The sequence below is a fragment of the Xanthomonas arboricola pv. juglandis genome (genome assembly GCF_905367715.1).
Taxonomy (GTDB): Bacteria; Pseudomonadota; Gammaproteobacteria; order Xanthomonadales; family Xanthomonadaceae; genus Xanthomonas; species Xanthomonas arboricola.
Genome location: NZ_HG999362.1, coordinates 2,935,653 through 2,954,675 on the forward strand (window position 1 = coordinate 2,935,653; position 19,023 = coordinate 2,954,675).

At 66.5% G+C, this 19,023-nt stretch carries 18 protein-coding genes and 1 tRNA gene; 8 read left to right on the forward strand and 11 right to left on the reverse strand.

What is annotated here, in order from left to right; translation table 11 throughout:
* The first annotated feature begins 9 nt into the window (after nucleotides 1-9).
* On the forward strand, nucleotides 10-1,083 hold the full coding sequence (gene mutY, locus KHN93_RS12715; RefSeq protein WP_211920284.1) for an A/G-specific adenine glycosylase: 1,074 nt from the start codon (nucleotides 10-12) through the stop codon (nucleotides 1,081-1,083).
* A gap of 22 nt (nucleotides 1,084-1,105) precedes the next feature.
* On the forward strand, nucleotides 1,106-1,384 hold the full coding sequence (locus KHN93_RS12720; RefSeq protein WP_104622843.1) for an oxidative damage protection protein: 279 nt from the start codon (nucleotides 1,106-1,108) through the stop codon (nucleotides 1,382-1,384).
* Nucleotides 1,385-1,646: 262 nt separating this feature from the next.
* Here the strand turns inward: KHN93_RS12720 and KHN93_RS12725 are convergent, their stop codons facing one another.
* Nucleotides 1,647-3,272, reverse strand: a complete 1,626-nt coding sequence (locus KHN93_RS12725; protein ID WP_211920286.1) for a hybrid sensor histidine kinase/response regulator — start codon at nucleotides 3,270-3,272, stop codon at nucleotides 1,647-1,649.
* Nucleotides 3,273-3,406: 134 nt separating this feature from the next.
* The gene (locus KHN93_RS12730; RefSeq protein ID WP_212579641.1) at nucleotides 3,407-3,739 is read right to left on the reverse strand and encodes an SMR family transporter; all 333 of its coding nucleotides are present in this window, start codon (nucleotides 3,737-3,739) and stop codon (nucleotides 3,407-3,409) included.
* 270 nt (nucleotides 3,740-4,009) lie between these two features.
* Here KHN93_RS12730 and KHN93_RS12735 point away from each other — a divergent pair, with 270 nt between their 5' ends.
* Entirely contained in the window at nucleotides 4,010-4,684 is a 675-nt protein-coding gene (locus tag KHN93_RS12735; protein WP_104559503.1) for a class I SAM-dependent methyltransferase, read from the forward strand.
* A gap of 13 nt (nucleotides 4,685-4,697) precedes the next feature.
* Here the strand turns inward: KHN93_RS12735 and KHN93_RS12740 are convergent, their stop codons facing one another.
* From KHN93_RS12740 to KHN93_RS12750, 3 genes are all read right to left on the reverse strand, one after another.
* The gene (locus KHN93_RS12740) at nucleotides 4,698-5,270 is read right to left on the reverse strand and encodes a hypothetical protein (protein ID WP_104559752.1); all 573 of its coding nucleotides are present in this window, start codon (nucleotides 5,268-5,270) and stop codon (nucleotides 4,698-4,700) included.
* 457 nt (nucleotides 5,271-5,727) lie between these two features.
* Nucleotides 5,728-5,985, reverse strand: a complete 258-nt coding sequence (locus KHN93_RS12745; protein ID WP_024937906.1) for a hypothetical protein — start codon at nucleotides 5,983-5,985, stop codon at nucleotides 5,728-5,730.
* A 401-nt stretch (nucleotides 5,986-6,386) separates the two neighbouring features.
* Nucleotides 6,387-6,462 (reverse strand) — tRNA-Phe (locus tag KHN93_RS12750).
* A 179-nt stretch (nucleotides 6,463-6,641) separates the two neighbouring features.
* Between KHN93_RS12750 and KHN93_RS12755 the strand changes: the two genes are divergently transcribed.
* The 5 genes from KHN93_RS12755 to dxs all read left to right on the forward strand — a co-directional run bounded on the left by KHN93_RS12755 (nucleotide 6,642) and on the right by dxs (nucleotide 13,029).
* Complete coding sequence (locus tag KHN93_RS12755; protein ID WP_039815120.1) at nucleotides 6,642-7,178, forward strand: lipocalin family protein; 537 nt, start codon at nucleotides 6,642-6,644, stop codon at nucleotides 7,176-7,178.
* A 137-nt stretch (nucleotides 7,179-7,315) separates the two neighbouring features.
* A complete protein-coding gene (locus KHN93_RS12760; RefSeq protein ID WP_104559501.1) occupies nucleotides 7,316-7,792 on the forward strand; it encodes an LEA/WHy family protein in 477 nt (158 codons plus the stop codon).
* 38 nt (nucleotides 7,793-7,830) lie between these two features.
* On the forward strand, nucleotides 7,831-9,624 hold the full coding sequence (locus KHN93_RS12765) for an acyl-CoA dehydrogenase C-terminal domain-containing protein (RefSeq protein ID WP_104559500.1): 1,794 nt from the start codon (nucleotides 7,831-7,833) through the stop codon (nucleotides 9,622-9,624).
* A 461-nt stretch (nucleotides 9,625-10,085) separates the two neighbouring features.
* A complete protein-coding gene (locus tag KHN93_RS12770; protein ID WP_026064924.1) occupies nucleotides 10,086-10,742 on the forward strand; it encodes an HNH endonuclease in 657 nt (218 codons plus the stop codon).
* A gap of 370 nt (nucleotides 10,743-11,112) precedes the next feature.
* Nucleotides 11,113-13,029, forward strand: a complete 1,917-nt coding sequence (gene dxs / locus KHN93_RS12775; protein ID WP_039529840.1) for a 1-deoxy-D-xylulose-5-phosphate synthase — start codon at nucleotides 11,113-11,115, stop codon at nucleotides 13,027-13,029.
* A 135-nt stretch (nucleotides 13,030-13,164) separates the two neighbouring features.
* On the opposite strand, the gene KHN93_RS12780 is transcribed toward dxs, so the two are convergent.
* The 6 genes from KHN93_RS12780 to KHN93_RS12805 are packed head-to-tail and all read right to left on the reverse strand — an operon-like array spanning nucleotide 13,165 to nucleotide 19,016.
* Nucleotides 13,165-14,421, reverse strand: coding sequence for a glycosyltransferase (locus tag KHN93_RS12780; RefSeq protein WP_211920288.1), 1,257 nt, complete (start codon nucleotides 14,419-14,421; stop codon nucleotides 13,165-13,167).
* Nucleotides 14,411-15,025: a hypothetical protein gene (locus tag KHN93_RS12785; protein WP_211920290.1), complete on the reverse strand. Its 615-nt coding sequence runs from the start codon at nucleotides 15,023-15,025 to the stop codon at nucleotides 14,411-14,413. Before KHN93_RS12785 ends, KHN93_RS12780 begins: the two co-directional genes overlap by 11 nt.
* Nucleotides 15,003-16,157: a glycosyltransferase gene (locus tag KHN93_RS12790; protein WP_184352385.1), complete on the reverse strand. Its 1,155-nt coding sequence runs from the start codon at nucleotides 16,155-16,157 to the stop codon at nucleotides 15,003-15,005. Before KHN93_RS12790 ends, KHN93_RS12785 begins: the two co-directional genes overlap by 23 nt.
* Entirely contained in the window at nucleotides 16,148-17,107 is a 960-nt protein-coding gene (locus KHN93_RS12795) for an NAD-dependent epimerase/dehydratase family protein (protein ID WP_211920292.1), read from the reverse strand. The genes KHN93_RS12790 and KHN93_RS12795 overlap by 10 nt, the downstream gene beginning before the upstream one ends.
* Nucleotides 17,104-17,952, reverse strand: a complete 849-nt coding sequence (locus tag KHN93_RS12800; protein ID WP_039526610.1) for an MBL fold metallo-hydrolase — start codon at nucleotides 17,950-17,952, stop codon at nucleotides 17,104-17,106. The genes KHN93_RS12795 and KHN93_RS12800 overlap by 4 nt, the downstream gene beginning before the upstream one ends.
* Before the next feature lie 32 nt (nucleotides 17,953-17,984).
* Nucleotides 17,985-19,016 (reverse strand): 3-oxoacyl-[acyl-carrier-protein] synthase III C-terminal domain-containing protein, encoded by a 1,032-nt coding sequence (locus tag KHN93_RS12805; protein ID WP_211920294.1) that lies wholly within the window; start codon nucleotides 19,014-19,016, stop codon nucleotides 17,985-17,987.
* Nucleotides 19,017-19,023 lie beyond the last annotated feature (7 nt).

Sequence of the window (19,023 nt, forward strand, 5' to 3'; positions counted from 1 at the left end):
GCAGACCCCATGCCAGCCGATCACGCCACTGCCACCGCTGACGCCTTCGTCGACCGCCTGCTGCACTGGTTCGACGGCCACGGCCGCCACGACCTGCCCTGGCAACACCCGCGCGCGCCCTACCGGGTGTGGCTGTCGGAAATCATGCTGCAGCAGACCCAGGTCGCGGTGGTCATTCCGTATTTCCACAAGTTCGTCGCCCGCTTTCCGACCCTGGCCGACCTGGCCGCGGCCGACAACGACACCGTGATGGCGCATTGGGCCGGGCTTGGCTACTACGCACGCGCACGCAACCTGCATGCCGCAGCCCGGCAATGCGTCACCCTGCACGATGGCGAGCTGCCACGCGATTTCGATGCGTTGCTGGCGTTGCCCGGCATCGGCCGCAGCACCGCCGGCGCGATCCTCAGCCAGGCCTGGAACGACCGCTTCGCGATCATGGACGGCAACGTCAAACGCGTGCTGACGCGCTTCCACGGCATTGCCGGCTACCCCGGCCTGCCGGCGATCGAAAAGCAGTTATGGCAACTGGCGACGACGCATGTGGCGCAGGTGCCGGCCGGCCGCCTGGCCGACTACACCCAGGCGCAAATGGATTTCGGCGCCACGCTATGCACGCGCGCCAAGCCGGCCTGCGTGCTGTGCCCGCTGCAGGACGATTGCGTGGCGCGCCGCGATGGCCTGGTGGACGCACTGCCCACGCCCAAGCCCGGCAAGGCGTTGCCCGAGCGCGAAGCAACCGCGCTGCTGCTGGAAAACGCAGACAGGCAGATCCTGCTGCAGCGCCGCCCGCCGACCGGCATCTGGGCCTCGCTATGGACGCTGCCGCAGGCCGAGACCGACAGCGGCATGCGCGCATGGTTCGACAAACACATCGATGGCAACTACGACCGCGCCGACGAACTGCCGCTGATCGTGCACACCTTCAGTCATTACCGCCTGCATCTGCAGCCCTTGCACCTCGGCAAGGTCGCACTGCGCCCGGCGGTACGCGACAATGACGACCTGCGCTGGGTCGCCCGCGCCGATCTCGCATCGCTGGGCCTGCCGGCGCCGATCCGCAAACTGCTCGACGCCCTCTAGGCGCGCACTCAAAGGAATCCGCATGTCCCGCACCGTGTTCTGCCAGTACCAGCAATGTGACACCGAAGGCCTGGATTTTGTGCCGTATCCCGGCGAGCTCGGCCAGCGCGTGTTCGCGCAGATCGGCAAGAGCGCATGGCAGGCCTGGCTGGCGCATCAGACCATGCTGATCAACGAAAACCGGCTGTCGCCGCGCGACCCCAAGCATCGCGCGTTTCTCGAAGCCGAGTTGCAGAAGTTCCTGTTCGAACGCAACGCCGACAAGCCGGATGGCTATGTCGCGCCGATGGGCGAAGAGTAAGCACGTCGGGATTCAGCGCGGCCAACAGACCACTGCGCTCACTGCCGGACAGGCGCGGCCGGTGACCGGGATCGGCGTGCATCACATCTGCCCTCCAGATCCTGCGCAACACTTCCTTCGGGCCGGGCACTGCTGGCCGCGGCTTTAGACAGGACAAAAAGAGCGCAGCGCAGGATAGACCTGCAGCGCAGCCCCCGCTACACGATCACTGCGCCCATCTGCAGGTGACATCCAGGCATCGCACTGCCCGGATGCGTGCGCCTCAACCGACGCCGGTCGGCCCGTCCAGCAGCATGCGGATCCGCTTGAGCAGCTCCTTTTGCGTATACGGTTTGTTGACCACGTCGAACTCCGCGCCGCCCACGTCGGTGCGCTGAATGCTGGCATCGGCATAGCCGGTGGTCAGCAGGACCTTGATCCTGGGCAGCATGCGCCGCGCCTCGCGGGCCAGCACCACGCCATTCATGCCGCCGGGCATGATCAGATCGGTGAACAGCGCATCCACTTCCGCATGCTGCTCGAGTAACTCGATCGCCTCGCGCCCGCTGGCTGCAGAGAGAATGCGGTAACCGGCGTTTTCCAGGAACATCCTGGCCACCACCGCCACGTCCTGCTTGTCTTCCACCACCAGGATGGTTTCGCTGCCGCCCTTGTCGATGGCACGGCTCTTGACGGCCTGCAGGTCGTTCTCGAACTCGTTGGATGCGGGGAAATACAACCGCACCGTGGTGCCTTCGCCCACTTCGCTGTAGATGCGCACGGTGCCGCCGGACTGCTTGACGAAGCCGTACACCATCGACAGACCCAGGCCTGTGCCCTGCCCCTCGTCCTTGGTGGTAAAGAACGGCTCCATGACGCGGCTGGCCACCTCCGGCGGCATGCCCAAGCCCGTGTCGCTGACGGCAATGCTCACATAGCGACCCGGCGCCAACTGGTGGTGCATGGCCAGATCGTGGCTGGTGATTTCCACGTTCTGGGTCTGCACGGTCACTTCCTTGCGCTCGGACTGCGCCATCGCATCGCGCGCATTGATCAGCACGTTCAACAGCGCCACTTCGGCCTGGGTGGTGTCGATCTGGCAGTTCCACAGCCCATCTTCCAGCGACTGCCGCAGGCTGATGCCGCCCCCCAGCGTGCGCTCGGCCATGTTGTTCATGCCCGACACCAGGCCATTGAGATTGACCACCCGCCCCCGCAATTTCTGCTTGCGCGAAAACGCCAGCAATTGCTGGGTCAGGGTGGCCGCCTTGGCCGCGGCCGTTGCGGCATGTTCGGCGCTGAAGGCGATGCGTTCGGCATTCCTGGCGGCATCGCCGGAGACCATCATCTGGATCACTTCCAGATGCCCGGACATCACCTGCAGCAGATTGTTGAAATCATGCGCGATGCCGCCGGTCAACTGCCCCAGCGCTTCCATCTTCTGCGCCTGGCGCAAGGCGTCCTCGGCATCGCGGCGACGACTCACGTCCAGCTGCGAACCGAAGAAGTAGACCAGGTTGCCTTGCTCGTCGAACACCGGCGAGACGAACAGCGCGTTCCAGAACGAGGAGCCATCCTTGCGGTAATTCAGCACCTCGGTGGCGAATTCGCGGCGTTGCTCGATGGACTCGCGCACGTCCTGCACGCTGGCCGGATCGGTTTCCGGGCCCTGCAGGAAACGGCAGTTGTTGCCGATGATCTCCTCGGACGAATACCCGGTCATTTCCAGGAACGCCCGGTTGGCGAACACGATCGGATTGTCGGGCAGGTGCGGGTCGGTGACCGTCATCGGCATCCGCGTGGTTTCCACCGCGGCAAAAAAGATATCCGAGCGATGCTTCTCCACAGGCAGGCTGCGAGATTCGCTGATATGAGGCGCCCGCAGCTCTCCGTTACCAGGATCGTTCAAGTGCATGTTCTCCGCGGGGCCATTCCCGTGGCGATAGTCTAGTTGGGGCCGGTGAGTTGATCCCTCACATCCATGAGCCTTTCCCGTACGGCCGCGCCCGCCGATGCAACCCGGCGTGCGGGAGGCAGCACACGCTAATGCGGCGCCACCTTCGAAAACACGTTGATGACCACCGCACCGGCCACGATCAGGCCCATGCCCAGCAGCGCGGGCGCATCCAGCCGTTGTCCGTGCACGGACCAGGCCACCAGCGAAATCAACACGATGCCCGCGCCCGACCACATGGCGTAGGCGATGCCGACCGGGATCACGCGCAGCGTCAGCGCCAGGAAATAGAACGAAATGCCGTAGCCCAGCACGGTGAGCAGCGATGGCCACATGCGCGTGAAGCCTTCGCTCGATTTGAGCGCCGCAGTGGCGGTGACTTCTGCGCAGATCGCGATTGCCAGGAATATCCAGTTCTTCATCGCCGCACCTTGCCCGTGGAATGCGGCGACCATAGCGGCAGGCACCGGCTTGCTTGCAAGCGCGCCGCTGTGCGCCATTGCCTGCGCCGTCGCTTGCTGAAAGCGGGCTAATGAAGGCACGGCGGGCGAGCATTGGCAGGCAGGTGCATCGGTCGTTTTGCCGTAGCATGCGCGGGCAGCAAGCAGCTCTTGCGCTTCATTCGGCCGTTCTGGCGCCGTTGCGCGCGTCTTTCCAGCCAGCGCAGGCTCTGGCAATCATGCGATGCCACCATGCCGGGCTACCAGACCCAGATTCACGAGTTGACCTTCGGGCAACTGACCTACGTCATCCGCGCACTTGCCGATAAACAGCAATACGCCGATCCGGACGAGAGTGCGGCCGATGCCGGCATCTCCTCGGCGCAGTGGAGCCTGTTCGGGCAGGTCTGGCCTGCCGGCCAGCTACTGGCCGAAGCAATGGCCACGCGCCCGATCGAAGGCCGGCGCATTCTCGAACTCGGCTGCGGCCTGGGGCTGGCCAGCCTGGTGTTGCGCCGGCGCGGCGCCGACGTGGTCGCCAGCGATCATCACCCGCTGGCAGAGGTGTTCCTGGCGTACAACGCCGCACTCAACTCCCTGGACTCGGTGCCGTATCGCCGGCTCGACTGGGACGCCGGCGCGCCGAACATGGGCCAGTTCGACATGATCATTGCCAGCGACGTGCTCTACGAGAGCCGCCACGCCACCATGTTGGCCAGCCTCATTCCCGCGCTGGCCAGGCCTTCGTGCGAGATCGTCATCAGCGATCCGGGCCGCGGCAACGCCAACGCGCTCTCGCGCATGCTGGCGGACATCGGGTTTTCGTTGGTCGCCGGCGACCGCCAGGCCGCAGCCCAGGTGGCCAAGGCGCCGCGCCTGTTCGTCTACCGGCGCAACATGGACAACTGGTGGCCGGCAGGCGGCTGATCACCCTGCCGCGTCACTCGGGTGCAGGCGTATAGGCAAACAGTGCAATCGGCTTGCGCGGATCGGCCTTGATCTCCTTGTGCTCGCTCATGCGCATTGCATCGGCATCGGGCGCGTTGTCGGTATTCATCTCCCAGCTTTCCAGCACGCGCTTGTGGAACAAGAACTCGCCGCGCGCACGGTCGTAGCGGAAGGTGATGTAGTCGGTCCAGTGCTGGCCGCAGGCCACGCCATTTTGCACGGTGAAGTAGGCGCCCTTCGCCACCAGGCCTTGTTCGCCGTCCAGAAACGGATCGCACTGCCCGCCTTCGTCGGCCTTGAAGATCACCCGCGTATTGCGCCCGGCAATCACAAAGCTGCCGTCGGCAGTCGCCACCAACACCAGCAGGGTCCGCGCCGGCGCCGGGTCGCTGTTTGTCTTGCGCGCATCTTCTGCCTTGGCGCGCAGGGCCACCACATAATCCGGCCGCCCATCGGCGGTCAGATCCGCCTCGGCAAGGCCGATGACCGTCTGCCCGACAGGCAGCAGCCTGGACGCAGCGGCCGGCAGTGTCGTCGCTGCGGTGCACGGCGCGACTGCGGCCATTGTCAGTGCCAGTGCCAGTGCCAGGGCCAACCACAAGCATCGCGTCGTCATCGCCGTTCCTTCATCTGCATGGGACGCCAGCATACGCGGCTATCCAGGTCGGCCGGCTGGTGGGGCACCATGCGAGCATCGCGCCTGCGTAGTCGATGCTGCGCGTTGCATCAGTTGGGCCGCAGATCGCTCGGCCGCGGGTTCGAAAATACGAGCGTGTCTGCCAGTGCAATGGCACACGGATAAGAACGGCAGTTCATCATCAGCGGCATCACCGGCGGCACGTTGTAAGCGAGCCCGCGCTGCCAGGCCTGCGGGGCGCTGATCGCCAGCAGCGCCGGTGTCCATGCGCGGCAATCGCTGCTTCTTCGTTTCCAGCGATGCACCAGTGCACGACGCGGTGGCACGTTTTAACAGTACAGACACGGTCCAACAAAGCCTGACGCCACAGTGCCGGCACCAGGCCTCAGGGCCGGTATTCCTTCGGATCCAGAAACTCGGCGAGACAGGAGCCCACACGCAGCGCCTGCTCGCGCGCATCGCCGCGGTATTCGCCCTGCCCCGCGCCTTCGATCGTGGCGATCGGCGAGGGATGGTCGCGGTGATACACGAACGCCGTCGACGACCACTGCGTCTGTCCAGGAGCCTGACTTTCCATGGTTTCCACGCGGAACTCCCCGCAGTAGCCGTGGATCAACGTGCGTCGAAGTGTCTTGTGCGTCATGTGCGGAAGTATCGCCACGCGCAGTTGAAGACCACGTGGAAAAACCACCGCGATCCGGCAGCGCGCGATCCGGCTCCAACCCCTTGGGTCATTCACCGGACGCAATCTGCCAAGCCCATTCAAGGGCGGGCCGTACCCGCATCCGCCCGTCGGGCACCTTCTCCCTAGGGGAGAAGGAACAATCGGGCGCTGCTCAGCAGCTGGAGCGCACGCGCCGCCCAGGGGCTGGCGTCACAGTACGGAGCAACACAGCAGTTCGCCCAGCCGCAGGCGACAGGTCTGCCGGCAAACGCAAGCAATCCATCCGCAGCAATCGCTGCAACTTGGCGTCAACAAAAACAGGGAAGAGAGTTTGCACATCCGGCGATTGCCGGGAAGCCTTGCGAACGAAGGCTTGGAAATGGTGGCCGAGGACGGAATCGAACCGCCGACACGGGGATTTTCAATCCCCTGCTCTACCAACTGAGCTACTCGGCCACTATCGCAACATGCTGCCTGCGTTGCGAGGACGCGCATCATAGCGAGCAGGCGCAGTTTGAGCAAGCATTGTGATGAACTTTGTTGCGGGCCGGCGCGGCGACCGTGCTTTCCTGCACCGGTTCACGCCGCGCGGCGGGCGGCATGGCCTAGCCTGCGCAGGTCCCGAGGAGATTGTCATGCGCCTGCCCCGCCTGCTGTTGTCGTTCGCCATGCTGCTGCCGTTGATGGCCGCGGCCCAACAGCCGGTACGCGCAGTGCCGCAACTGGACATCTCCCGCTACGCCGGGCAGTGGCACGAGATCGCGCATCTTCCGGTGTCGTTCCAGAAGAAGTGCCGCAGCGACATCACCGCCAGCTACACCTTGCGCGACGATGGCTTGATCGGCGTGCGCAACGGCTGCCGCAGCGCCGATGGCGAGCTGACCCAGGCCGAGGGAGTGGCACGGCCGGTCGAGGGCCGGCCCGGGCAGCTGCAGGTGCGCTTTGCGCCGGAGTGGTTGAGCTGGTTGCCGCTGGTGTGGGCCGACTACTGGGTGATCGCACTCGACCCGGATTACCAATGGGCGGTGGTCGGCGAACCGGATCGCAAGTATCTGTGGATCCTGTCGCGCTCGCCACAGATGCAGCGCGCGCAGTTGGAGCAACTCAAGCGTCAGGCCACGCAGATGGGCTACGACCTGTCGCCGCTGATCGTGGCTGCGCCCTTGCGTTGACGCCAGCGGCCTGAAAGCAGGCCGCGCCGCGTGATGTGCCGCGACGCCTGCACCCGGACACGCCGCGAGGCAGCAAGGCAGCAACCGTACTGCGTAGTATTCTTGGCGCCGCCTTATCCCGCCAAGGACTTCCGTACATGCGTCGTGCCTACCGTCTCCTGATCGTGTCGCTGGCCTGCGGCCTGCTGCTGAGCGCCTGCGGCGGTGCGGTCCGACGCGTGTCCGAGCCGGCCGCCAGCATCCAGCAACTGACCGTGCGTGCCGATGGCTCCTGGTCGGTCGATCTGCGGCTGCAGAACTACAGCAGCATCCCGATGCAGTTCGAGCGCGTGGCGCTGGAAATTTCTGCCGGCGATCAGCTGGCCGGCAAGCTCGACCAGAGCGTCGGTATCTCGATCGGCCCGGAAACCGCCGACGTGGTGACCGTCAGCGTGCAGCCGACCTCGCTGGGCCGCCTCACTGTGGCCGATGTGCTTGCCGGCGGCCGCTCGCTGCCGTACACGCTCAAGGGCACGGTGTGGGCCACCCCGCAGGACAAGAAACAACGCGAGTTCGCGGTGCAATCGCGCAACACGCTCAGCCCGGCCCCCGGCCTCAACGGCGTGCTGCGCTGACGCGCACGCCTTCCCGCACTCGATTTGAAGGATCCCGCATGAGCAGCTACACCGCCCCGCTGACCGATTTCCGCTTCGCCCTGCACGACGTACTCGGCGCGCAGGCCCTGTTCGCCCGGCTCGGCTATGCCGACGCCAGCACCGATATCATCGACGCCGTGCTCGAAGAAGCCGGCCGCTTCACCGCGCAGGTGCTGGCGCCGCTCAACAGCATCGGCGACGAAATCGGCTGTGCCTTCGACAAGAGCACCCACGCGGTGACCACCCCGCCCGGCTTCCGTGCGGCCTACGACCAGTTCGTGGCAGGCGGCTGGAACGGCCTGACCGCCGAGCCGGAGTTCGGCGGCCAGGGCATGCCGCACACCCTGGGCGTGCCGCTGAGCGAAATGATCAACTCGGCCAACCTGGCGTGGGGCAATTTCCCGCTGCTCTCGCACGGCGCCAGCGAAGCGCTGCGCCAGCACGGCGAGGCGTGGCAGCAGGAAGCGTTCCTCAAGCCGCTGACCGACGGCCGCTGGACCGGCACCATGTGCCTGACCGAGCCGCATTGCGGCACCGATCTGGGCCTGCTCAAGACCCGCGCTGAGCCCAACGCCGACGGCAGCTACGCCATCACCGGCACCAAGATCTTCATCACCGCCGGCGAGCACGACCTCACCGACAACATCGTGCATCTGGTGCTGGCCAAACTGCCCGACGCGCCTGCCGGTGCCAAGGGCATCTCGCTGTTCGTCACCCCCAAGTTCAAGGTGGATCGCGACGGCACTGTGGGCGAGCGCAACACGCTGCACTGCGGCTCGATCGAGCACAAGATGGGCATCAAGGGCTCGGTGACCTGCGTGATGAACTTCGAAGGCGCGCAGGGTTATCTGGTCGGCCAGCCGCACAAGGGCCTGCAGGCCATGTTTACGATGATGAATACCGCACGCCTGAGCGTGGGCCTGCAGGGCATCGGCCTGTCCGAACGCGCGTATCAGAACGCGCTGCGCTACACCCGCGAGCGCCTGCAATCGCGCGCGCTCAGCGGTGCCAAATTCCCCGACAAGCCGGCCGACCCGATCATCGTGCACCCGGACGTGCGCCGCATGCTGTTGACCATCAAGTCGCTGACCGAAGGCAGCCGCCTGCTCGCGCTGCACGCGGCCAGCTTGGTCGATGTGGCCCACCGCGGCACCACCGAACAGGAACGCGCCGACGCCGAGACCCTGGTGAGCTTCCTCACCCCGATCTCCAAGGCCTGCCAGACCGAGTGGTCGATCGAGAACACCTACCACGCGCTGCAGTGCTTCGGCGGCCACGGCTACATCCGCGAATACGGCATGGAGCAGCTGGCCCGCGACGCACGCATCACCACCATCTACGAAGGCACCACCGGCATCCAGGCGCTGGATCTGATCGGCCGCAAGACCGCTGCCAGCCAGGCGGCGGGACTGAAGCTGTTCCTGGCCGATGTGGAAACCTTCGCCAATGCGCAGGAAGGCAATGCCGCGCTGGCCGAGTTCATCAAGCCGCTGCGCGACAAGTGCAGCGAGTGGGCGATGCTGACCCGCGACGTGCTCGATCGCGCCGCCCGCAACCCGGACGAACTCGGTGCCGCCAGCTACGACTACCTGTTCTATTCCGGCTACGTGGTGCTGGCGTACTGGTGGGCGCGCAGCGTGGCCGCTGCCGATGCCTCCGCGCACAGCGAGGAGTTCAAGCGCGCCAAGCGCGAAACCGCCCGCTTCTACTTCGCACGCGTGTTGCCGCGTACGCTGACCCATGCCGCCACCATCCGCAGCGGCGCAGCGCCGTTGATGACGCTGGAAGCAGAGTTGTTCGGCGAGGCCTGAGCAAGTGCATCATCGCGGCGGGCTGCCGCTGTCGTAGCGGACCTGGCCGCGATGAGGCGGTACCGATCGGCGAGACGTCGCGCCCGGGTGCACTCCTACGGCAACACCGCAGGATTCCGCCGCTGTCGTAGGAGCGGACCTGGCCGCGACGAGGCGGCACCGATCAGCGAGACGTCGCGCCCGGGCGAGCATCTACGCCAACATCGCAGAATTCAGCCGCTGTCGTAGGAGCGGACCTGGCCGCGATGAGGCGGTATCGATCGGCGAGATGTCGCGCCCGGGTGCGCTCCTACGGCTAAGCAAGGCCTGCAAGGCGTCAGAACATGGTTGCACAGCGCGGCGGCCGGGGCGGCTGGGCGGAGACGTGCTGACCTCTGACTGCAAGTGATTGCAAGACGCGCGCCAAAGCCAGTCGCTGCAATACACAAACTGTCAACGATCGGGTATAAGCTGTTTTCCCGATGGAGACAGACACGCACGCAGGTGATGTGATCTTCCCTGGAGGCTCTTCTGCTCCGGTCGCGGGCAGCGCTGTCGCTGCGATCCAGCAACTTCCCACCTTGCGCCTGCTGTCGCTCGATGCGCATGGTCGCGTACTGGACTGGATCAACTGGCAGGACGCCGCCTGTCTGTACGCACGCGATGCGGTGTCCTGGACGCTGGGCGAGCCCTGCATGCAGATCCATGGCGGCATCTCGCGCCTGACCGGCGCGCGCAGCGTGCTGGAATTGCATCCCATCATCGCAGCGCGCGGGCACGCGCGTTCGCGTGCGCTGGACCCGACGCCGACGCTCAGCAACACCGCCCTGTTCGCGCGCGACTCGCAGCTGTGCATGTATTGCGGCCAGCACTTCAGTCGCCCGCAGCTGACCCGCGATCACGTCATGCCGGTCTCCAAGGGCGGCCGCGACAGCTGGGAGAACGTGGTCACCGCCTGCTTCCAGTGCAACTCGCGCAAGGCCAACCGGACACCACAGCAGGCGCATATGCCGTTGCTGGCCGTGCCGTACCGGCCGAGCTGGATCGAACATCTGATCCTGTCCAACCGCAACATCCTCTCCGACCAGATGGCGTTCCTGCGCGCGCAGTTGCCCAAGCGCTCGAAACTGTCGCTGTAGTCCGCCATGCCGGCTCGGCGCGATGCTCCGAGCGCCAAATACGACCGTTGGCAATGGCCGATCGAGAGAAAGGCATCGTCGACGGTGTCGAGCGTATCGGCTCACGACGGCGCATTGCCTCGTATGGCCTCCTACCCGTTCTCCCCTGTGCGCCGGCTCCACCCGCAAGCCATACGACGGCCAGGCAACCCTGACCTATCCCCCAGGCCGCTGGCCCGGGTGCGGCAGATTGCCGCAGCCCTTGGAACCCGGCGCGCGCGCCTGCGCTGCCAGCAGGCTCGGTCATCACTTCCCGCTGACAGCTGAACCGGTTTGCTTGCCGGGCCTTCGCATGGGGAGGACAATACGGCTTCAGAACATTGACACGATGATGATCGACTCCACCCGCTATCCGCGCCTGTCCCGCATCCAGACCCCCGACGATCTGCGCACTTTCGACGAGGCCGATCTGACCGCGATCGCCGAAGAGCTGCGCGCCTACCTCATCGAATCGGTGGGCAAGAGCGGCGGGCATTTTGCGGCCGGCCTGGGCGTGATCGAACTCACCGTCGCCCTGCACTACCTGTATCAGACCCCGGTCGATCAGCTGGTGTGGGATGTGGGCCATCAGACCTACCCGCACAAGATCCTTACCGGCCGCCGCGACCAGATCCACACGGTCAAGCAGAAGGACGGCGTGGCGCCGTTCCCCAAGCGCGAAGAGAGCGTCTACGACACCTTCGGTGTCGGGCATTCCTCGACCTCGATCTCGGCCGCGCTGGGCATGGCGATCGCCGCGCAGCGCAGCGGTGACGAGCGCAAGGTGGTGGCGGTAATCGGCGACGGCGCGATGACCGCCGGCATGGTCTACGAGGCGCTCAACCATGCCGGCGGCATGGACCCGGAGCCGAACCTGCTGGTGATCCTCAACGACAACCGCATGTCGATCTCCGAAGCGGTCGGCGGACTGACCAAGATGCTGGGGCGTGCCAGCGGCAGCCGCACCCTCAACGCCATCCGCGAGGGCGGCAAGAAGATCCTCGGCGACAAGAAGAACAACCCCACCGCGCGCTTCGTGCGGCGCTGGGAAGAACACTGGAAGGGCATGTTCGTGCCGTCCACGCTGTTCGAGGAAATGGGCTTCCACTACACCGGCCCGATCGACGGCCACGACCTGCCTGGCCTGGTCGGCGCACTGAAGACCCTGAAGACGCTCAAGGGCCCGCAGCTGCTGCATGTGATCACCACCAAGGGCAAGGGCTACGAACTGGCCGAAGGCGATCAGATCGGTTACCACGCCGTCGGTCCGTTCGATCCAAGCAAGGGCCTGGTCGCCAAGGCCGGCGTCAAGAAGCCGACCTATACCGATGTCTTCAGCGACTGGGTCTGCGACATGGCCGCGGCCGAACCCAAGCTGCTGGTGATCACCCCGGCGATGCGCGAGGGTTCGGGCCTGGTGCGTTTCAGCAAGGAATACCCGCAGCGCTATTTCGACGTGGCAATCGCCGAGCAACACGCGGTGACGCTAGCCGCCGGCATGGCGACCCAGGGCGCCAAACCGGTGGTGGCGATCTACTCCACCTTCCTGCAGCGCGGCTACGACCAGCTGGTGCACGACGTGGCAGTGCAGAAGCTCGACGTGCTGTTCGCGATCGACCGCGGCGGCGTGGTCGGCCCGGACGGCGCCACCCATGCCGGCAACCTGGACCTGAGCTTCCTGCGCTGCGTCCCGCACATGGTGGTGATGGCGCCGGCCGACGAGGCCGAATGCCGTCAGATGCTCACCACCGGCGTGCGTTACGAAGGCCCGGCGGCAGTGCGTTACCCGCGCGGCACCGGCCCGGGCAGCGCACTCGATGCATCGCTCACCAGCCTGCCGATCGGCAAGGCGCAGCTGCGTCACAGCGGCACACGCATCGCCCTGCTGGGTTTCGGCGCCAGCGTGGATGCGGCAGAAGCGGTCGGCCGCGAGCTTGGCCTGACCGTGGTCAACATGCGCTTCGTCAAACCGCTCGATAAAGCCATGCTGCTGGAGCTGGCCAAGAGCCACGAAGGCTTCGTCACTATCGAAGACAACGTCGTTGCCGGCGGCGCCGGTTCCGGCGTGGCCGAGTTGCTCAACGCCGAAGCGGTCACCATGCCGATGCTGCACCTGGGCCTGCCGGACAGCTTCCAGCACCACGCCAGCCGCGAAGACCTGCTGGCCGAGGCCGGCATCGACCAGGCCGGCATCCGCGCTGCGGTGCTCAAGCGCTGGCCGCAGCTGATGGCAGGCAAGCCGCCCGCGTTGAATGCCGCTGCAGGCTGAAGCCTGCGCGGGTCACACGCGGCGGCAGTTGCGGCAGGCGTTTGCAGAATCGCCTGCCTGTGCCGGTAATGCCGTATGCCGCGTGCTGACGCTGATGCGTGACTCGCAACACGACCGATCCCGCGCGATAACGCATCAGACCTGCGGCACCGCCCCAGTGCGTGCAAACGCCCCCACCAGCCGCAGGATGCGCGCCTGCGCATCGATGTCATGCAGCTCTGTCTGCAATCTGCGCACGCCCGCTGGCAGCTCGGTGGCGGCAAGTGCCTCGCGCAACAGCGCAGGCAGACCGTCCAGCTCGCGCAGCCACCACGACGCACCTGCGCGCTGCAGGCGCGCGGCATGGTCGAACTGATCGTAATCCAGCGGGTAGACGATCGACGGCAAGCCCGCGGCCAGGCAGGCATACAGGATGCCGGCACCGCCATGGTGGACCACCAGGTCGTAGCGATGCAGCTGCTGCGCGTAGTCCACGTACGGCAGGCGCTGGTAGTTGCCGTGCGTCTGCGCTGGCGGCGTGGCGGTATCGCCATCGCTGAAGTGGAAGATCACCTGCGGAAACCGCACTGCGACGGCGCGCAGCACCTGGTCCATCCGCTGCTTGACCCATTGCAGATGCGTGCCCAGCGTCACCAGCACATGCCGACGACCGGGGACGAACTGCGGCGGCGCAACCGCTGCGGGCGGCGTGCACAGCTGCGGCCCGACGAAGCGCACCGCCGCCGGCCAGCGCCGTGCCAACTCGAACGACGGCAGCCCCAGGGCCAGGATGCAGTGCGGCGAATACACCGCCTCGCTGCGATCGCTGCGATAGATCGCCGGCAATCCGGATGCGCGCATCTGACGGCGGTAACACAGGTGCAGGCTCCGTTTGAAGCCACGCGTCAGCCGCCGCGCCATCGCCTGCCAGATCCGCTGCGCTGCCGTGGATGGCGGAAGCAGGCCACCGAAATACCCCGGAGGCCCGTCGCCGGTTTCGATCACGCATGGCGACGGCATGCTGGTCCACCAGGCGATCCCCATCGCCTGCGCCGCTAACCCCGCGCTAGGCAGGGTGAAATCGGCGATCACCAGATCCGGCCTCCGCTCGCGCCAGCGCTGCCGTACCGCATCGCCCACCCGCGCCATCAGGCCAAGCGCGCTGTGCAACTGTCGGCGCAGCCGCAAGGGATTGTGGCCTACCGCATGCGGTGGATTGGCGATATCGAGCAACTGCTGGTCGGCTTGCGCATCCAGCACGCCGACCGCGCTCAGCCCGCATGCACGGATGCGCGCCAGTGCCGCCGGCGTGCTGATGACCTGGACATCGTGATGTGGCGCCAGCTGCCGGGCGATCGCCAGGATCGGATGCAGATGCCCGCTATACGGCGGCGCAATCAGATCAATGCGCATGTCCCCTCCCCTGTACTGCCTGCTCGACCCGCGCGATAAAGGCCTGGCACTCGGCCAGCACTGTCGCATCGCGCAGATAGTGCAGATGCCCGCAGGCAGGCGTCAGATCGGGCGCACCGGCGAACAGCGCGCGCGAGATCCAGTCGCCGCTGCCCTGGACGACGCGCAGCTGCCCGAACGTGCCAGGCGTATTGCTGCACACCGGGCCATAGGCGAACACCGCAAGCCGCGTGCGCAGCGCCTGCGGCAGCCGTAAGGCTGTCAGCAGCTGCAGGCCACAACTGCCGGCCAGCAGTACCGTCGTCGGCGCCTGCTCCAGCAGCGCCACCACGCGCGTGCGATCCGCATCGGCAACGCGTGCGGCGCGTGCGGCCAGATACTGGTGCGCGTTGGACACGCTGGCGCGCCACAGCGGCATGTGCCGGTGCGGTGGACTATCAAGGCGATACGGATAATTGCAGTCGATCAGCCGCCGGCCCGGGCCTTGCAGCTGCTGCAGAAAATGCCGTTGCTGCATGCTCAATGCGCAGCTCTCCGGATCGCTTTGCCCGGTGAGGAAGGCGATCTGCAGGCTGGCGCCGTCAGTCCGCACGAAAGCGCCCATCCGGCAACACGCGATAACGCCGGGTGCGCCAGCGGATCGTGCGCACCAGCGCAGCATGCAGCAGATGCAGCGGCTGCAGGCACTCCGCAACAACCGACAGCAATGGACGGTGGCGAACCGCACCGCTCACCCGCCATTGCACCAGGCACAGCAGCAGCGCACGCAGCAGCACGGTGCCCAGCACCCAGGCCAGCGCCGGCCAGCTCGCCTGCACGCAGGCACAGGCCAGCAAGGCCAGCAGCAGCAACGGCGGCAGCCCCTGCAGCACGCCGATCGCCGAACGCACGCCCACGCTCTGCCGACGCAGCAGGATCGACGCGAACAGCATCCATCGATGCATCTGGCGTGCGTAGCTGGCCAGATCCGGCATCGCGGTGCGCATCGCCACCGGCGCGACGGATTGGCGGAGTCGCCCGCCGCGCTCACGCACCAAGGTGGCAATGGCCAGATCGTCGGTGAGCTGCTGCAGTAACGCGGCAAACCCGCCCCAGGCACGCAGTTGCTCGGTACGCGCGGCATAGCACATGCCGTTGATGGTCAGCGGCGCGGCGAACGGCAACCAGCCCAGATAGGTCAGTGCCGCATTGTTGTTGACGAACTGCGACAACAGCCGGCCTGGCAGCGTGGCGCTGTCCTGATAGTACGGCAACGCGGTGACCATATCGGCGTCGGTCAGATCCTGCAGCAGGCGTGCGAGCGCGCTGGCGCTCAGCTGTGCATCGTCGTCGAGGACCAGGCTGATCGGCGCGCGCACATGCGCCAGCGCGTGCTCGAGCTTCCAGGCCTTGGGGTTGATCCCGGCCGGCGCGGCCGGCACCCGCATGCGCTGGATGCGTGCATGCGGATGCAGCGCGACCAAGGCGTCGGCAACGCTGTTTCCCGGGATATCGTCTGCATCCAGCAGCCATACAAACTGCGCGTCCGGCAGCGCTTGCAGGTTGGCCGCAAGCACCTGCTGCAAATGCGCATCGCCCCCCAGCACCGGCTGCAGGATCGCCACCTCGGCCTGGGTTGCGGTGGCGCCACCCGGTGGCAGTTTGAGCGCACCACGCAGCACCCACAGCACTGCAGCCGTCTTGACCGTCAGCACCGCCAGGTAGGCGGCTGCCACTATCGGAACGACTACGCCCACTGCGCCGCCTGCCAACGCACGAATGCCTCGATGCCTTGTTCCAGACTGACGCTGGGCGGCCCGAGATCGGCAAGCGTGCGTCGTGGATCGAAGGTCTTGGAATAGGCGAACGCACCCACGCCGAAGCGCGTGATCGGCGGCTCGCCGCGCAGGTGCAGCACGCGATACGCCGCCTCCACCACGCTGGCCATGCGCAGTGCAGTGGCGATGCGCACCTCGCGTCGCGGCAGCGGCAGCTGCAGGCGCGTGAGCAGGTCCAACAGCAACTGCTGCAGATCCACCGGCTGCGCATTGGTGAGGTTGTAGGCCGGCTGCAACTGCGGCGCGGTCGCAGCGCGATAGAGGTAATCGCACAGCGTATCGATGTAGATCAGGTCGCCGATCACCGGCTGCGTCTGGCCGACGAAGCGCGGCAGCGCACCCTTGCGCGCAGCGGCAATCACCCGCGGGAACAGCACCGTGTCTCCCGGCCCGAACACCGCACGCGGGCGCAGCACGGATTTGTCGCCCGGATACTGCTCCAGCAGCGTTTCGCCAAGGTATTTGGTCTGCGCGTAGGTGTTGACGAACGTCGGCCCGATCGGGCTGTCCTCGCTGAGGTCATATTGATGCTCCTCGCGATAGAACACCGAACTGGACGACACATACAGCAGACGCGGGCAGCCATGGCGCTTGCAGAAGTCGATGACGTTGGCGGTGGCCTGGACGTTGTGCAACTGGAACTGCGCGCGCGTGCCCCACGGCGAGGCCAATGCCGCAGCGTGGATCACCACATCCGGCTGCCACTGCAACGAGAACGGCTGGCTCAGATCGATGCGATGGTAGTTGGGCAGATCGCTGGCGCGACGACCGATGCCGTGGATCTCCACACCCGGCTGCCCCTGGAAACGTCGCAGGAAGGAACCACCGACAAAGCCGGATGCACCGGTCACGAGAATACGCAGGCTCATCGCCACTCCGGTTGATAACGGTCAAGACTGGGTTGGCAATGCGACGGCAGGATGGCCAACTCCGGGTGTGCATGCGACAGCGCGTGCAGCTGCTGCACGGTGCGCCGGAACGCGCGCCAGTCGTGCATCAACAAACGTGTGGGCCAGGCAGGCCACTGCAGCGCAGACCAGGTCGCCGACGACCACACCGCGTCCGCGCACAGCAATACCTCGCGGTCGTGTTGATCGCGCAACCACAGGCCCATCTGCCCGGGCACGTGTCCGGGCAACGGCACGGCCAGCACGCTGCCGTCTGCGAACAGATCGTAGGCCGCGCCCAGACCTTGCCAGGCGCCGGTCAACGCACGCAACGGCGCCTGCTCGGCAAACTGCAGGCGTCGATCGAAATCCTCGGGGAGCAGCTGCGGCAACAAGGCACGCCGCAGGCCGCCGATGCGCGAACAACTGCGCAACTGTTGATAGTCGGCGCGCAGGCACAGGAAGCGCGCGTTGGGCAGATCGCGCAGACCGCCGACATGGTCGGCATGGAAGTGCGAAATCAGGCACCAGGCGATCTCCTCCAGCTGCACGCCACGGCGTGCCAGCTGTGCGCCCAGCGTTTCGTGCGCGGGCAGGTGCACCGGCGTGGTCCAGCGATACAGGCGCTCGGGCCAGGGATCGGTCGCGCGGAAAAAATGCTCGGCATACCCGGTGTCGTACAACAGCGCGCCGCGCTGCGGATGCCGGATCAGCACGCTCAACGCGGGGAATTCCACGGCATGCCAGTGGCCGTCCGCACGCACCATGCGCTCGCAGTGGCGGCAATGGCCGATGCGCAGCAACTCGAGCGACACGCGTGGCGGCATCAGGGCGCGACCTGGTCGGAACATGCCACGCCCTAGTACCGCAACACCATGCCACCGATCGCCAGCCCGGCACCGGTGCCGAGCAGCGCAACCAGATCGCCACGCTGCATGCGCTGTTCGATCCGGGCGTGATGCAGAGCATGCGGCAGTGAGGCGGCGACCTGGTTGCCGGAGGTCTGCAGGATGCGAATCACCTGATCGGGGCGCAGCCCCAGCGCCTGCACCACATGATCCAGGCCGCCACCGGAGGCCTGGTGCGGGACCAGGCAGCGCAACGCTGCCGTGGTGATGCCGGCCTCGCCCAGCAGCCGTTCCCAGAATGCAGGCAGATGGCGTGCCGCGAACCGGTAGGCGCCACGCCCATCCATGCTGAAGCTGCGCAAGGCCTCGGGCGACTGTTCTTCGCCGCGCGGATAGCGTGTGCCGCCGCCGCGAATGCGGCACAGCTCCGCGCCATCGCCATAACTGGACAAGCGGCTGGACAGCAGTGCCGAGCCGTCATCGGCGGCGCTGCGCCCCACGACCACCGCGGCCGCGCCATCGCCAAACAAGCCGGCGGTGGCCGGCGTCGATGCATCCAGCCCGCCCGACGCCACCTCGCTGGAAACGATCAACACGCACCGGTAGCGCCCGAGCGCCAACGCATTCGCGGCCATGTCCAGCGCCACCAGAAAGCTCAGGCAGGTCGCATTGACGTCGAAGGCCGGAATGCCCGAATCGCCCAGCCCGAGCGCGCGCTGGATCAGCACCGCCTGGCAGGGAATCGGCTGCTCCATGACGCTGCAGGCCGAGATCAGGCAATCGACCTGACCGGGGTCGATGCCCGCGCTTACCAGCGCCTGGGTCGCCGCCGTCGCACCCATCGACGAAGCCGTCTCGCCCTCGCCCACGTAATGGCGCGTGGCCACTCCCGAGCGCGCGAAGGTGGTGCCTGCCGGCAGCTGCCAGCGTTGATCCAGCTGTTGCGAGGTCACCTCCGTGGCGGGGACATGGCGCCCGGTGCCCAGAATGCGCAGCGGCAATGCGTTCAACACGGAGGTCTCGTTGGACAAGGCGCGCAGCATACCGTGG